Raw genomic sequence first — 14832 nt, forward strand, 5'->3', positions numbered from 1 at the left:
AGGAGAACGTGATCAGGAGCGGCTACCCCTTGACGGCACCGCTCATGCTGTTCAGGATGTGGCGTTGCAGCAGGACGAAGATGATCAGGACCGGAACCAACGAGATGATCGTTCCGGCAGCCAGCCCGCGGACGTCGGTGCCGCTGACGCCGGTCAGATAAGCCAGCCCGAGTGTGATCGGGAACTTGCTCTGGCTGGTCAGCACGACCAACGGCCAGATGAAGCTGTTCCAGACCGAGATGAAGCCGAGGATGGACAGCACAGCCAGGGTCGGTCGGACCACCGGGATGCAGACCCGCCAGAAGATCGCGAACTCGCCGGCTCCGTCGATCCGGGCAGCCTCCACCACCTCGTCCGGGATCTGCGCGAAGGCCTGTCTGAGCAGGAAGATCCCCAGCGAGGAAAGGATCGCGGGCAGGATCACCGCGGTGTAGGTGTCGGTGAGCCTGAGTTGGCTCATCACCAGGAACCGTGGGATCAGCATCAGCTCACCGGGTAGGAACATCGTGGACAGGAAGAGCAGAAAGAACAGTCCGCGTCCGCGGAAGGCGATCCTGGCCAGCGGGTAGGCCGTCAACGCCGACACGGCGAGGTAGAGCGGGATGATGATCACGATGTAGATCACCGAGTTGATCAAGAACCGCGCGTACGGGATGGTCGACCAGGCTTCGACGAAGTAGTCTGCGACCGGCGGCCGCGGGATCAGGTCGGGCGGGAAACCGAAGACGTCCTGGCTCGCCGGTTTGATGGCCGAGGACAGCAGGATCAAGAACGGCCCGACGAAGACGCAGGCGATCAGCACCAACGGTGCGTAACGCAGGACTGTCCGAGCCGACAGCGAGGTCGGGCGCATCAGCGGTCCCGCCGCCGAGTCAGGAGCAGATTGACCCCGGCCAGGATGATCATGATCGCCCAGAGCACCAGGCCGGCGGCACTGGCGTAACCCATGTCGTACTGCTGGAACGCCTTGGCCCAGATGAAGTAGCCGAGCGTGACGGTCGCATCCTGCGGGCCGCCGCGGGTCAGCACGTAGACCGATTCGAAGGCACGCATCGCGTCCAGCATGCTCAGTGTCAGCGTGACCGCGACGGTCGGCAGCAGAGACGGGACGATGACGTGGATCAGTCGACTCGCGGCCCGCGCCCCGTCGACCTTGGCGGCATCGATCAGCTCCGACGGCACAGCCTGCAGGCCGGCGAGATAGATCATCATGAACAGGCCCATGTTCTTCCAGGCTTCGAGCATCACCACCGTCGGCAACGCCCAGGAAGTGTTCAGCAGGAAGTCGATCGGACCGACACCGATCAGCCCGAGCAGGAAGTTGATCACTCCCTCCCGGTTGAAGACGTACCGCCAGGCGACGGCGACAGCGACCATCGAGGTGATCACCGGAAGGTAGTAGAGCACCCGGAAGAACTGGATAGCGCGCAACCGCTGGTTGACCAACAGTGCCAGCAGCAGCGGCAACACGACGGTCAGCGGCAGGTGCATCGCGACGAAGGCCAGCGAGTTGATCATGGCCCGACCGAACTGCGGATCGTGGGTCAGCTCGACGAAGTTGGCCAATCCGACCGGTTCGATCGGCGAGGAGATGTCGTAATGGGAGAACGCCAACTGGATCGCGATCACCGCCGGCCAGGCGAACATCAGAGCGAACAGCACTAATCCCGGGAGCATGAACAGGTACGGGGTGAACCAGCGCTGGCCGACGACCCGGCCGGCCGGCACTCGACCGAAGAACACGCCGCGGCCGGACCGCGGATCGCGCTGCAGACGCTGTCCGCGCGGACGCTCTGCTCGGCGATGCCGGTCAACTTCGCGGGTGTCCACGGCCGCGTCCACCACCCCCACCGGCATCCCCTCCCCAATCGGATTGAGCACTCGCCCACCACGGCTCGGGGAGCGTCCGAAACTGCCATTTCGGATACCCATAAGTAACCCACTCAGCGATCGGCGATGTCAAGACCTTCTGCAATTTCGGTAACGCATTCGGAACATCTACTGCTCACCGAAACCTTGACGCCACGCTCAAAGACCTAGAGACTCATGTCCATAACCCATCTTCAGGACATCGGAGTACGCGATGACCCAATCCCTCTCCCGGCGGCATCTACTCGCCCTCGGCGCCGGGGCGTCGGCGCCGTTCGTGCTGTCCGGCTGCCTGTCCGGCAATCCCACGGCAGCCAAGACCACGCAGACCGGCGACAAGTTCTCCGGCGAGGTCGAGTGGTGGACGATCAACCTGCAGAAGAACTATGCCGACTACATCAACTCGATGATCGCCGGCTACACCAAGCAGCACCCGAAGGTGAAGATCAACTGGGTCGACGTACCGGGCCAGGACATCACCACCAAGCTGCTGGCCGCGATCGCGTCGGGCAAGGTGCCGGATGCGGTCAACTACACCTCGACCACGCTCGGCCTGTTCGCCTCCTCGATGACCGACCTCTCCCAGCTCTTCAGCGCCGATGAGCTCGGCCGCTACGCCGCTGGACTGGCCGATCCGTTGAAGGCGGCCGACGGCCGTCGCGTCGCCATCCCCTGGTACAACGGCGGCACATCGCTCGGCTTCTACAACACCGATCTGCTGAAGAAGGTCTCCTTCGACGAGGCCGATCCGCCGACCACCATCGACCAGGCGGTCACGCTGGCCGAGCGTTACCACACCGCCACCAAGAAGTCGGCGATGAACCTGATCCCCAGCGTCACCCTGTTGCAGTCCTACGGCATCGAGATGTTGTCGGCGGACAAGAGGACCGCGGCGTTCAACACGGCGGAGGCAGCGGCGATCCTGGAGAAGTTCAAACCGCTCTACGGCTCCGGCGCGATCGCCCCGGGCGCGATCAGCACCGACATCCGCAACCTGCCACAGACGCTGGACAACAAACGGGTCGCCTTCTCCCCGATGGAGATCTCGACCAACCTGCTGAACATCCAGAAGAACGCCCCGGACGTCTACCGGGCGATCGCAGTCGCACCACCGGTCACCGGCACCGCCGACCGCTTCATCCTGCCCGGACAACAGGTGTTCGGGATCCCCAAGGCGTCGGGCAATCAGGCTGCAGCGGCGGAATGGCTGAAGTTCGTCACGTCGCCGGAGAACCAGCTCGCCTTCTGCAAGCTGGTGGCGATCTACCCGTCGACGTCGGCGACCCTGCAGGACCCGTTCTTCACCGAGATCAGCGGCACCGATCCCGCCTCGGAGGCGCGCAAGACCTTGGTGCAGACCTTCCCGCATGCCGTCGACGGCTCGCTCGGCTCCGGCAACGACGAGCAGCTGGGGCTGCTCTTCGCCGCCGAGGTCCAGGCCTACCTGCCCGGGAAGAAGACCGCCCAGCAGGCCCTCGCTGCAGCGGAGAAGTCCTGGAATACCGAGCTCTCCAAGGAGAAGTGACCGTCTGTGCAGACCCACACCACGGCCCCCGACCGCGGGCGGCCCGACGATGACCCTCCGCTGAGGATCGGGATCGTCGGCGCCGGGATCATGGGCCAGGGCAATGCGTTGGCGATGTCGCAGCAACGCGGCGTCGAGATCACTGCTGTCACCTCGGCGACAGCAAACCATGCCGACGCTCTGGCCGACGAGATCGCCGGCCGCGGCCGCCGGCGCCCGGTCGTCCATGCCGACCTTGATCAACTGCTGGCCGATCAGCAGGTCGACGCGGTGGTGCTCACCACTCCCGACGACCTGCATGGCCCGATGATGGTGGCCGCCGCGCGGGCCGACAAACACATCCTGGTGGAGAAGCCGTTCACTACATCGGTCGCAGAGGCCGATCGGGCCGTCGCCGCGATCCGTGAAGCGGGCGTGGTGGCGATGTGCCTGTTCAATCATCGGTGGGTTCCGGCCTACGCGCAGGCGAAGGAACTCAGTGCCGGACTGGGTGCGCCGGCCGTCGGCTATGCCCGGAAGAACGACACCCTGTACGTACCGACCGAGATGCTGTCCTGGGCACATCGCACGACCTGTGCCTGGTTCCTGTCCAGCCACGACATCGACCTGATGAGCTGGTTGATCGACGATCAGGTGATCCGGGTCTTTGCGACGGCACGGACCGGCAAACTGCAGTCGCTCGGCATCGACACCCCCGATGCGATCCAGATCCAGGCCGAGTATTCCCGAGGCGCGGTGGCCACCTTCGAATCAGCTTGGATCTATCCGAACACCTTCCCCACCATGGTCGACTCCTACGTCACCCTGACCTGTGCCGACGGGGTGATCCAGCTCGATCGGCAGACCGAGAACGTCGTGGTCGCCGATCCGTCCGGGGTGCGGTACCCGCGCAATCTCCTACAGCGAGTCGTCCACGGTGTGCCGGCCGGCGCCTACGCCGACGCGATCGCCCACTTCCTGCGCTGCTGTCGGACCGGCGAGCAGCCGCTGATCAGTGTGGAAAGCAGCCGTTCGGTGACCGCGGTGTTGGAAGCGGCCCATCATTCGATCAGCACCCGGCAGCCGGTCGACATCCCCCATCCGACCGGTAGGGTGCGATGACGGCGACGACAGCGATCGAGAAGCCGGCACACATCGACGACCGGATCCGCCATCTCGACACCGCCGACCTGATCGTGGCCTGCGGCGAGCCGGACGGCGTCAGCGACCTGGAGACGCTGCGCCGTTGGGTCGGCGGTCGGATGCAGCGTCCCGCGTGGCCGTTGCCGGAGTGGGCGTCGGCGGTCCGGGGCACCGCCGACGCCGACGCGATCGTGGCCTCGGCGGCACCGCTGCTCGGTTCCATCGATGTCACCGGCGCTGCCGAGGGGCGATCCCGACGTTACGGATTCCACTACCTGGGTTGGCTTCGTGCCGGTGTCTCGGCCTGGCTGCTGACCGCTGATCATCGCTATCTGGACGGCTTCGACCGGCACCTGGTGCGCTGGCAGGCCGAACGCGATGCGGTGTCCGGTGACTGGCCCGGACTGGACGTGATCTGGTATTCGCTCGGCACCTGGGCCCGCTGTCACAATCTGCTGCCGGCCCTGGAGATCCTCACCCGCTCGCCGGTGTCGGATGAGGCCTGGCAGGCCCTGTTCGCGACCTTGATCGGCGGTGCGCGCTGGGCCCATGACGAACACGACAGCTTCCGGCACGGCAACTGGCAGTTGGCTTCGGCCGCCGAACTGCTGCATATCGGCTCGGTACTGCCGGATCTGCCTGAGGCCGCGGCTTGGCGGGAGCGCGGGCGCCGACGGCTGGCCGAACACCTGATCCTGGACGTCTATCCCGACGGCGGACATTACGAGCGATCCCCCGGCTATCACACGATGTGCCTGGACGCCGTCCAGACCGCGCTCATGATCGACCAGCGGTACGGCGGCGGATTGCTGGATGATGCCGAATTCAAGACGCGGATCCGGGCCATGCATGACTGGTTGATCGACCTGGCCGACCCGACCGGCTGGCTGCCGCATCTGCAGGACAGCGGTCTGGTCTGGGCCGGCCGGCACCTGCTCCGCGGTGGCTACCTGCTGGACGCCCTGGACCTGGTGAACCACGCGCGCGGATGGATGGATCCCGAACAGTTCGCGACCGAGGCGGCTCAACTGCCCGCACACGCCGACGCCGATCGCGGACAGCGGTGGCAACGAGCCGTCGGATCGCCCAGCACGCCACCGACCCGGCCGAGTAGCCGGCTGCTGCCGGAGTCCGGCTACGCGATCGCCCGCACGGGCGGATCGACCGACGACCTGCAGGTCGTGATCAACGTCGGTCCGCACATCGAGCACGAACTGGAGTCGCACTCCCATCAAGCGGTGCTCGACCTCGTACTGTCCGGCTGGGGCCGGCCGCTGCTCTGGGAGGCCGGCGGCCCGCCGAGCTACGACGTCGACGACTACCGGAGCTGGTTCCAATCCGGTCGGGGCCACAACACCGTGCTGGTCGACGACGGCGAATGTGGGACCGAACGGGATGCCCGATGTCACCGGTTCACCGACACCCCACCCCTCCCGGTCGGCTCCGATCCGACCGCCGGACGGGTGACCGTCTTCACCGGCAGCCATCGGGGCAACGGCCTGTACCAGCAGCGAACCATCCTGCTGATCCGTGACCGGCCCGGCTACCTGATCATCCTGGACAGCGCCGCCGACGACCATGATCATCGGTTCGAGCTGCGGCTGCAGGCGCTGACCGGCTGGCAGCAGATCGACGGTCCGCCGGAGGCCGAGATGCTGCTGTTCGAGGCAGTTGACGACACCGGTCCCGGGTTGCACGTCGCCGAGGTCGGCGACCCCGGCGGCTCGACGATCCAACAGCAGACCGGCACCGCACGGCGACCACTGCCGGTTACACGTTCCAGCGAGTACGGCCCGCTGCACACCCTGGCCGTTGGCCGGGACAACGGCAGCTTCCGTACGGTGCTGTGGCCGCTCGCGACCTCGTCGAGCACCCGGCCGGTGATCACCACCGACGGTGATTCCCTGATCATCCGCACCGCCGACCGGGTCGATCGGATCGGCCCGTCCCAGTGGAGCCGGAACGACCAGAGCGTTTGGGAGGCCGCCGGCTGGGACACCGACCGGCTGAACGACGACGCCGGACCGCTGATCCGCACCGACGGCCCGGCGATGCTGTCGGCCATCGTCGCGAACGGGCTCCTGACGCTGGTGATCGACTGTGCCACCCGGAGCCGGGTCCGGCTCCGGGACAGCTGGCGGCGCGTCACCCTGGACGACATCGTGGTCCCGGCGGCCAGCACCGCTGACGGGACCGAGCTGACGCTCCCCTACGCCGGACGTTGGACGATCACCGGAGTCCGCGATGTCTGAACCCCACGACAGCACCGACCCCCATGATCAGGCAGGGGCCGCCGGCGCCGGCTGGTTCGACGCCCACGTCCTGATCGGCGCCCACCCCGAGCAACCCGCCGGCCGGGACCGACTCGATGATCATCTGCAGCGCTACGGTCTGACCGGAGCGCTGGCCGGTTCGATGCTGAGCTGGCTGCACGACCCGCTGTCCGGCAACGCCGCGGCAACCGCCGCAGCATCCCGGACTGCCGGGGTCCGGGCCTGCTGGACGGCGATCCCGCCGACACCGGGGGAACTGACCAGCCTGACGGCGCTGGTGCGACAGGCGGTGGCGGCTGGCGTCGCCGCGTTCCGGCTCTACCCGCATACCCATGGTTACGTTGTCGACGATCCCGCCTGGTCACAGTTCTTCGACGACCTGTCCGGTCATCGGATGCCGCTGTGCCTCAACCGCACCGAGATCGACTGGCCGACCATCGACCGGATCGCCGGTGATCATCCGGAACTGCCGATGATCATCTCGTTGGTCGGCTACCGCGAGCTGCGGACGGTCGCGACCATGCTCACGCGCCATGATCAACTCCATCTGGATCTGGTCAACTTCGCCACCCACCAGGGACTGGAGTGGCTGGTCGGCGCCTTCGGTGCCCGGCGGATCCTGTTCGGCACCGGCTTCGGCCTGCGCGATCCCGGCGAAAGTATGGCCCGCCTCGGCTGGTCCGGACTCAGTGAGACCGACGTGGTCACCGTCGGGTCGGCCAACGCCTATCGACTGTTCGGAGGTCGGCCGTGAACGGTCCGCCGAATGATCATCGTCCCAAGATCACCGGCGCGCCGCTGTCGGTCGACGTGGTCGACGTCCATGCCCACCTCGGGCCGTACTCCCGGTTCTTCATCCCCGATCCCGACGCCGCGACGATGATCGACGTGATGAATCGCACCGGCACCGACGTCGCCGTGATCGCCAGCAATCTCGGCATCCAGGCCGACGCCCATGCGGGCAACACCGAGACGCTGGCCGCCGTCGAGGCCCATCCCGACCGGATCGCCGCCTATGCGGTGATCAATCCGTGGCAACGACCGACCGTCGAGATCGACCGGGTGGTCGACGATCCTCGCTTCGTCGGGATCAAGATCCACCCCTCCCTGCATCGTTATCCGGTCACCGGCGCCCGCTATGCCGCAGTCTGGGAGTTCGCCGACGCCACCGGCTGCCCGGTGCTCAGCCACACCGATGCCGACTCCGCGGTCGATCATCCGGGCCTGTTCGCCTCGATCACCGCCCGCTATCCGTCCGCGCCGATCATCCTCGGCCACGCCGGCATCTCCCCGGCCGGGGTCGATGCCTCGATCGCGGTCGTCGCCGACAGCGCACACAGCTACCTGGAGATTTGCGGTTCGCAGCTGACCGGTGCGCTAATCGGACACATGGTGCGACACGTCGGCTCCGAGCGCGTCCTGTTCGGCTCGGACTTCCCGTTCATCGATCAACGGATGTCGCTGGGTCGGGTGGTCCATTCCGGCCTGGACGCTGCGGCCCAGCGAGCGATCCTCGGTGCGAACAGCCGACGTCTGTTCCGCTGGCGCCCGCTGCCGATCCCCGCCGGCGCGCCAACTCCCGACGGTGCGCCGGGTCGTCGTACGACACCGCCGCGAACCTCGACACAGCACCCGGCCGAAACCTCGGAGCGCACCCGATGAGCGGGGCGGAGGCGGAGGCGGCCCGGAGCATCGCCGACCGGATGCCGGACCTGACGATCGGCCTGTTCGGACCGCGCCGGGTGGTCCGGTTGATGCTGGACAGCGCGCACCAACTGTCCGAGCGTCCCGGCGCCCAACGGATCAAGTTTCTGAGCGGCATTCATGATCATCCGCAACAGGCCGAGGACCGCTACCGGCAACTGGCGCCGCGGATCGACGCCGCGGTGTTCGCCGGCCCGTGGCTCTACGATCTTGCTCGCTCCGGTGGCTGGCTGACCGGTCCGGCAACCCACATCCCGTTGACCGGGGCGGCGCTCTACGCCGCCCTGCTGCGCGCTACGTTGACGATGCCCGAGGTCGATCTGACCCGGGTGACGATCGATTCGCTCTCCGCCCAGGACGTCGACGAGGCCTACGACGAGATCGGCCTGGACAGCTCAGCGGTCCACTGTCAGGCGTATCTCGGGCCGGACTCGGTCGCCGGCTACGTCGACTTCCACCGCGCTGCCTACCAAGCCGAACGCTCGACGCTGGCGCTGACCACCATCCTCTCGGTCGATCGGGCGTTGCGGTCGCGGTCGGTGCCGGCCCTGCGGATCGTCCCGACCCACGCCTCGATCCGGGACGCGCTGCAGACCGCAACGCTGCTCGGGCAAGGCACCCGGCTCGGCGAGAACCAGATCGCCATGGTGGCGGTCCATCTGGTGCCGACCCGGTCGGTGGGCGGAGCCGGAGACTACTGGCAGCAGGAGTTGGCTCTGTCGGCCCATCAACAGCTCCTGGCCGCCGCTCGCGGCGCCGGCGCCACCGTGACCCGGCACACCGACCGGCTGTTCCTGACCACGATGACCTACGGCGCCCTGACCCGGGCGACCGATCAACTGCAGGTGGCGCCGTTCGCCGCCGACCTCGGTCGCCGGCTCGGCGTGCCGGTCGCCGTCGGAGTCGGGCTGGGACACACCGCCCGGGCCGCCGAGGTCAACGCGCTGACCGCCGTCGAGGGATCGCTCGACAGCGGCGGCGAGGTGGCGATCTATCTGGGCGCGGCCGGCGAACGCTCCGAGTTGCCGGTCCGCTCGCCGCGGCCGACCGCACGCTCCGAGCCCGGCGAACGGGGCGGGACGTCGCAGACGCGTGCCGCCGAGATCGCCGGACAGCTGATCGCAGCGGTTCCGGCAACCGGCGACGACCGGCTGGTTGCCGACGTCGAGACCGTCGCCGAGGTCATGTCGGTCACCCAGCGGACCGGGCGTCGGATGCTGAAGGAGCTCGTCGACGCCGGACTGGCGTGGCCGCTGCCGCCGGTGCGTTCGGTCTCCGGTGGACGTCCCCGTCAACAGTTCCGCCTGCTCACCGAAAAGCTGGAGTGATGAGATGACATCCCCACCCTCCGCCCGACCGGCCCGGTCCGTCCGTGGCTCAGACAGTGTCGGGCATTCCCGTGCCGAGGCCGCCTACGACCGCGCCCGCCGGGTGATCGCCGGCGGCGTCTCCAGCGACGCCCGCCGGTCGACCGGGACCCCGCTGTTCGTCGACCATGCGGCCGGCGCAGAGCTCTGGGATGTGGACGGCAACCGGCTGATCGACTATGTGCTCGGCCAGGGACCGAATCTGCTCGGCCATGCCGCGCCGATTGTCGCCGAGGCGGTCAGTCGTCAGGTCACCCGCGGGGTCGCCTACGCCGCCCAGCACGAGCTGGAGGCCGCGGTCGCCGAGCGGATCTGCCGGATGGTGCCGTGCGCGGAGTTGGTCCGCTTCAACAGTGTCGGCTCCGAGGCGGTGCACGGCGCGATCCGGCTCGCCCGCGGGCACACCGGGAAGAGCAAGATCATCAAGTTCGAGGGTAACTACCACGGTTGGCTCGATCCGGTGCTTTACAGCGTCCACCCCGATCTGGCGCTGGCCGGTGACGCGGCACACCCGGCGGCGGTCGGCGGCACGCTCGGGTTGCCCAGCGCCGGGGCGGCGGACCTGATCATCCTTCCGTACAACGATCTTGCCGCTGTCGCGGACGCCTTCGCCGACTCCGATGACATCGCCGCGGTGATCATGGAACCGTTGCTCTGCAACACCGGCTGCATCGCACCACTCCCCGGCTACCTCGAAGGCATCCGCGAGATCACCAGCCGACACGGCGCGCTGTTGATCTTCGACGAGATCATCTCCGGCTTCCGGGTTGCACCCGGCGGCGCCCAGCAGCTGTACGGCGTGACGCCCGACCTGGCCACCTTCGGCAAGGCGATGGCAGGCGGCATGCAGGTCTCCGCGCTGGCCGGCAGCCGTCGGGTGATGGACACGATCAGCGACGGCACCGTTGCTCACGCCGGTACGTTCAACTCCCACCCGGTGGCGATGGCCGCCGCCGACGCGACCCTGGCGCAGCTGGAGGAGCAGGCCGACGTGCTCTACCCGGCGATCGACGAACGGGGCCGGACCCTGATGGACGGTCTGCGGGCCGCCGCCCGGCGACACGGCGTACCGATGCTGGTCGACGGCCCGGGCCCGGTCTTCCAGACCTGCATCACCGACCAGCCGGCCGTCACCGACTACCGGACGTTCGCCCGCTGCGACCGCGCCGCGATGGCCCGGCTGCACGAACTGTTGCTGACCGACGGCATCAACATCGTCCCGCGCGGACTCTGGTTCCTGTCCACCGAACACACCACCGCCCAGATCGAAGAGACCCTCCAGATCGCCGACACCGCCCTCGCCGCCCTCTGACCCACCTCCCAACGCTGACCCGGCAGTTTCTCCCCGAAACGCCCGGCGTGTCGGGGAGAAACTGCCGGGTCGGCGTTCTGACAGCGCCGGGTCAGTAGGCTCAGCGCATGGCAAGTTCGCGGAGCTCGTCGCCGGCGACCGAACTGGAGGTCGGCCCGTACGCGGTGCGGATCTCCAACCCGGACCGGGTCTATTTCCCTGCCCGCGGGGAGACCAAGCTCGATCTGGCCAACTACTACCTGAGTGTCGCCGACGGCATCGTCAACGCACTGCGGGAACGGCCCTGCATGCTGCACCGATTCCCGACCGGGGTGTCCGGGGAAAAGGTGCATCAGAAACGCATCCCGCACGGCGCACCGCCCTGGGTCGAAACCGTCCGGGTCGAATTCCCGCGCTACAACAGGCACGCCTATGAGTTGTGCGTCACCGATCCTGCGCAGGTGATCTGGGCGGTCCAGATGTCGACAGTCGAATTCCACCCCTGGAACTCCCGCCGGGCCGACACCGAGCAGCCGGACGAATGGCGGATCGATCTCGATCCGATGCCGGACTGCGATTTCGACACCGTACGGGCGGTGGCCCACGTCGCGCACGAGGTGCTGGACGAACTCGGTGCCACCGGTTGGCCGAAGACCTCCGGCGGGTCGGGAATGCACATCTACGTCCGGATCCCGCCCGACCACGGTTTCTCCGAGGTCCGACGGGCCGCGCTGGCGTTTGCCCGCGAGGTGGAGCGGCGAACCCCCGAACGGGCCACCACCACCTGGTGGCGCAAGGACCGCGATCCGGCAAAACTGTTCATCGACTACAACCAGAACGCCCGCGATCACACGATCGCTGCGGCCTATTCGGTGCGCGGCAATCCCGAGGGTACGGTGTCGGCACCGCTGCGTTGGGACGAGATCGACGACGCGCTGCCGGCCGACTTCACCATCGCGACCATGCCGTCCCGGTTCGCCGAGCTGGGTGATCTGCATGACGGGATCGACGACGCCGTGTTCGCGATCGACGAATTGCTCGACTGGGCCGATCGCGACGAACGTGACGGCGCCGAGACCCCACCCGAACCGGAGAGTTGATCAACATCGTGCCGATGATGTGGCCACCGCAGTCCGAGGCCGATGTGGCCGCGATCACCGACGCGAAGAAGGCCCTGCGGCGGGCAGTGCTGGTGCGACGGCGTGCCCGGCCCGACGACGAACGTGCCGCCCTGGACCACGCTCGCTTCGACCGGCTCCGGGATTTCATCGCCGGACGGCTGCCGAAATCGGTTGCCTGCTACGTCTCCGAACCTCCCGAACCCGCAACCCTGCAACTGATCGCCTGGTTCGCCGCCCAGGATGTCCCGATCTTGTTGCCGGTGATCACCGAACCGACAGATCATGATCAACTGTTCGGCGAACCGGACTGGGCGCCGTACGACGGCCCGGAGTCGCTGCACCGTGGCCGATTGTCGATCATCGAGCCGACCGGCAACCCACTCGGACCGACGGCGCTCGCCGAGGCCGACCTGATCATCGTCCCCGGGTTGGCCGGCGGTGTCGACGGCCGACGTCTCGGTCGCGGCGGCGGCTGGTACGACCGGGCGTTGCAACACATCGGCCCCGGGGCCGTCGTGGTGATGCTGCTCAACGACGACGAGGTCGTCGAGGTGATCCCCAGCCACGGCTGGGACCGTCGGGTCGACGTGATCATCACCCCGACCCGTGTGATCGCCGGCACCCGACGGTGAAGGGCTCTCCGCAGAGCCCTCTGCGACGCTGTCCACAAGAAATCCGCGAGGCGACTCCCCGGTCCGCTAGTTTGCTGTCAACGATTCTCGAAAGGGAAGTTGGAGATGCGCATTCTGGCCAGGGTCGGCGGTTCGCTGCTGATCTTCATCGGCGTGCTGGCGATTGCCGTGGCCATTGTGACGATGAAATTCATCGGCAAGGACAACACGATCATGATGGATCCCCGGACGGTCAGCACCGCCGGACCGGCCGTCACAACGGGCAAGGGCCTGCTGTCCTATTACGACACCACCCTGACCGTGCAGGTGAAGGCGAAAGATCCGAAGGCGAAGGTCTGGATCGGTATCGCTCATCAGGACGACCTGTCCAGCTACCTGGCCGACAAGTCGCGGGCCGAGATCATTTCGTATCAGTACCCGGATCAGATCGGGATCAACAACTACCGGGGCGTCGACAACGATCTCGTGGCACCGGCACAGCTGGACTGGTGGGTCGCCTCGGCGAAGGGCACCGGATCGGCGCAGCTTTCCTGGCCGATGCGCAACGCCGCCTACGGCGCGGTGATCATGAATCAGAACGGCAGTCGGAAGTTCTCCGGTGACGTCGGCCTCGGGCTTCAAATCAAGGGCGTCTTCGAGACCGCCGAGCTGGCCGGTCTGGGCGGGTTGATCGGTATCCTGCTCGGAATCGGGGTCTTCATCGCCACCCGCCCGCGACGTCGACCGACACCGGACCCCACGATCGGCTCGACTCCAGCCGACGCCGGCCAGACCCCAGGCTCGAGCGCTTCGGCGGGTTCGGACCCGGCGACGGACGCAGACCCTGGACCGCAGCCATCGGCCTCTCCGACGACGGCCCGACCTCCGTCGACCGAGTCCGATCCGGCAGGAGGCCGATGATCATGCTCCGACGGATCTGCGCGATCGCAACCGCATGCGTGATCGCCGCCCTCACCGGATGTGTCCAGATCCCGCAGCGCGTCACCGGAACGACCGATCCCCGCCCCTCGATGACGGGCGCCACTGCGACCAAGCTGGTCAAACGCTACATCGCCCTCGACAACGCGGCTTGGGAGAAGCTGGACCCGTCGCGGCTGAGCGAGACAGCCACAGGACCCGAGTTGGCGCGACAGGGCCATCTGATGACCATACAGAAACGGATCGGGGGCAAGGACAGACCACCCCACCTGCCCACGGATGCCCGCTACACCGTCACCTCGACACCCGGCGGACACTACCCCGCATTGGCTGTGATCAGCGGCTTCGCCGAGGCGGAGGACGCTCCGGACAGCTTCTATCTGGCCGAGCGGGCGTCCGCTGCCGACCCCTGGTTGATCAGCTACTCCGCCGGGGAGGACCTCAATACCTTCCTGCCCGCTGTCGACAAGCGTGAACGGATGTTCAAACCCGTCGGCGCGAAGACCAAGATCAACGGCGTCACCGCCGGCAGGATCACCGACCTGCTCACTGACGCGCTGCGGCAGCCGACGGCAAAGGTATCCAAGCGTTTCGTCGCCAACGACTCTTTCAACGACGCGAAAGCCGTGCCCCTGGACAAGAAGGAGAGTGCCCACCAGAAGCGGACCTTCGACTACATCAGTGTCCCGTGGCAGCAGGCCTACCGGACCGGCAAGGGTGATCTGATCGTGTTTGGCGCCTTCACGCGCACCACCCGCTATGACTACCTCGACGACTACTACACCTACTTCAAGAGCGGCTATGAGAAGAAGCTGCTCCCGGGAAAGTACAGTTCGCTCACGTACACCAGTTACTGTCGATATGCGTTGCGCGTTCCGAAGAAGGGAAAATTCGCCGTGCAGCACATGGTGTGGTCCCTGGACGATCTGACCGGCAGCGACTACACCAGCTATTGACTCATTCGGCGTGCGCCGCGCTGACGCCGGCAGCATCCCAAGCCCTGGCAAGAG

At 67.1% G+C, this 14832-nt stretch carries 13 protein-coding genes; 11 read left to right on the forward strand and 2 right to left on the reverse strand.

Annotation, left to right across the window (positions count from 1 at the left end; all coding sequences use genetic code 11):
• Positions 1 to 22: 22 nt before the first annotated feature.
• Both BLU38_RS07660 and BLU38_RS07665 read right to left on the reverse strand, forming a co-directional pair.
• The gene (locus BLU38_RS07660) at positions 23 to 853 is read right to left on the reverse strand and encodes a carbohydrate ABC transporter permease (protein WP_091522433.1); all 831 of its coding nucleotides are present in this window, start codon (positions 851 to 853) and stop codon (positions 23 to 25) included.
• Entirely contained in the window at positions 853 to 1881 is a 1029-nt protein-coding gene (locus BLU38_RS07665; RefSeq protein ID WP_231920225.1) for a carbohydrate ABC transporter permease, read from the reverse strand. The genes BLU38_RS07660 and BLU38_RS07665 overlap by 1 nt, the downstream gene beginning before the upstream one ends.
• A 202-nt stretch (positions 1882 to 2083) precedes the next feature.
• On the opposite strand from BLU38_RS07665, the gene BLU38_RS07670 reads away from it, so the two are divergent.
• The 11 genes from BLU38_RS07670 to BLU38_RS07720 all read left to right on the forward strand — a co-directional run bounded on the left by BLU38_RS07670 (position 2084) and on the right by BLU38_RS07720 (position 14778).
• Positions 2084 to 3394 (forward strand): ABC transporter substrate-binding protein, encoded by a 1311-nt coding sequence (locus tag BLU38_RS07670; RefSeq protein WP_091522442.1) that lies wholly within the window; start codon positions 2084 to 2086, stop codon positions 3392 to 3394.
• Between the two features lie 6 nt (positions 3395 to 3400).
• Entirely contained in the window at positions 3401 to 4495 is a 1095-nt protein-coding gene (locus BLU38_RS07675) for a Gfo/Idh/MocA family protein (RefSeq protein ID WP_197680033.1), read from the forward strand.
• A complete protein-coding gene (locus BLU38_RS07680) occupies positions 4492 to 6768 on the forward strand; it encodes a heparinase II/III family protein (RefSeq protein ID WP_091522446.1) in 2277 nt (758 codons plus the stop codon). The genes BLU38_RS07675 and BLU38_RS07680 overlap by 4 nt, the downstream gene beginning before the upstream one ends.
• Complete coding sequence (locus BLU38_RS07685) at positions 6761 to 7543, forward strand: amidohydrolase family protein (RefSeq protein WP_091522450.1); 783 nt, start codon at positions 6761 to 6763, stop codon at positions 7541 to 7543. Before BLU38_RS07680 ends, BLU38_RS07685 begins: the two co-directional genes overlap by 8 nt.
• A complete protein-coding gene (locus BLU38_RS07690) occupies positions 7540 to 8451 on the forward strand; it encodes an amidohydrolase family protein (RefSeq protein WP_091522453.1) in 912 nt (303 codons plus the stop codon). The genes BLU38_RS07685 and BLU38_RS07690 overlap by 4 nt, the downstream gene beginning before the upstream one ends.
• The gene (locus tag BLU38_RS07695) at positions 8448 to 9821 is read left to right on the forward strand and encodes a hypothetical protein (protein WP_091522457.1); all 1374 of its coding nucleotides are present in this window, start codon (positions 8448 to 8450) and stop codon (positions 9819 to 9821) included. Before BLU38_RS07690 ends, BLU38_RS07695 begins: the two co-directional genes overlap by 4 nt.
• Positions 9822 to 9825: 4 nt before the next feature.
• On the forward strand, positions 9826 to 11172 hold the full coding sequence (locus BLU38_RS07700; protein WP_091522460.1) for an aspartate aminotransferase family protein: 1347 nt from the start codon (positions 9826 to 9828) through the stop codon (positions 11170 to 11172).
• A gap of 107 nt (positions 11173 to 11279) precedes the next feature.
• A complete protein-coding gene (gene ligD, locus BLU38_RS07705; RefSeq protein ID WP_091522463.1) occupies positions 11280 to 12251 on the forward strand; it encodes a non-homologous end-joining DNA ligase in 972 nt (323 codons plus the stop codon).
• A gap of 14 nt (positions 12252 to 12265) precedes the next feature.
• Positions 12266 to 12904 (forward strand): 5-formyltetrahydrofolate cyclo-ligase, encoded by a 639-nt coding sequence (locus BLU38_RS07710; RefSeq protein WP_157683280.1) that lies wholly within the window; start codon positions 12266 to 12268, stop codon positions 12902 to 12904.
• A 105-nt stretch (positions 12905 to 13009) separates the two neighbouring features.
• Entirely contained in the window at positions 13010 to 13804 is a 795-nt protein-coding gene (locus BLU38_RS07715; RefSeq protein WP_091522469.1) for a hypothetical protein, read from the forward strand.
• Positions 13801 to 14778, forward strand: coding sequence for a hypothetical protein (locus BLU38_RS07720; RefSeq protein ID WP_091522472.1), 978 nt, complete (start codon positions 13801 to 13803; stop codon positions 14776 to 14778). The genes BLU38_RS07715 and BLU38_RS07720 overlap by 4 nt, the downstream gene beginning before the upstream one ends.
• Positions 14779 to 14832 lie beyond the last annotated feature (54 nt).

Origin of the sequence: Microlunatus soli (genome assembly GCF_900105385.1) — a bacterium.
GTDB classification, from domain to species: Bacteria; Actinomycetota; Actinomycetes; order Propionibacteriales; family Propionibacteriaceae; genus Microlunatus; species Microlunatus soli.

Coding starts and splice junctions, on each gene's coding strand:
- BLU38_RS07660 (WP_091522433.1), bottom strand. CDS start 853: ATGCGCCCGACCTCGCTGTCGGCTCGGACAGTCCTGCGTTACGCACCG.
- BLU38_RS07670 (WP_091522442.1), top strand. CDS start 2,084: ATGACCCAATCCCTCTCCCGGCGGCATCTACTCGCCCTCGGCGCCGGG.
- BLU38_RS07680 (WP_091522446.1), top strand. CDS start 4,492: ATGACGGCGACGACAGCGATCGAGAAGCCGGCACACATCGACGACCGG.
- BLU38_RS07685 (WP_091522450.1), top strand. CDS start 6,761: ATGTCTGAACCCCACGACAGCACCGACCCCCATGATCAGGCAGGGGCC.
- BLU38_RS07695 (WP_091522457.1), top strand. CDS start 8,448: ATGAGCGGGGCGGAGGCGGAGGCGGCCCGGAGCATCGCCGACCGGATG.
- BLU38_RS07700 (WP_091522460.1), top strand. CDS start 9,826: ATGACATCCCCACCCTCCGCCCGACCGGCCCGGTCCGTCCGTGGCTCA.
- ligD (WP_091522463.1), top strand. CDS start 11,280: ATGGCAAGTTCGCGGAGCTCGTCGCCGGCGACCGAACTGGAGGTCGGC.
- BLU38_RS07710 (WP_157683280.1), top strand. CDS start 12,266: ATGATGTGGCCACCGCAGTCCGAGGCCGATGTGGCCGCGATCACCGAC.
- BLU38_RS07715 (WP_091522469.1), top strand. CDS start 13,010: ATGCGCATTCTGGCCAGGGTCGGCGGTTCGCTGCTGATCTTCATCGGC.
- BLU38_RS07720 (WP_091522472.1), top strand. CDS start 13,801: ATGATCATGCTCCGACGGATCTGCGCGATCGCAACCGCATGCGTGATC.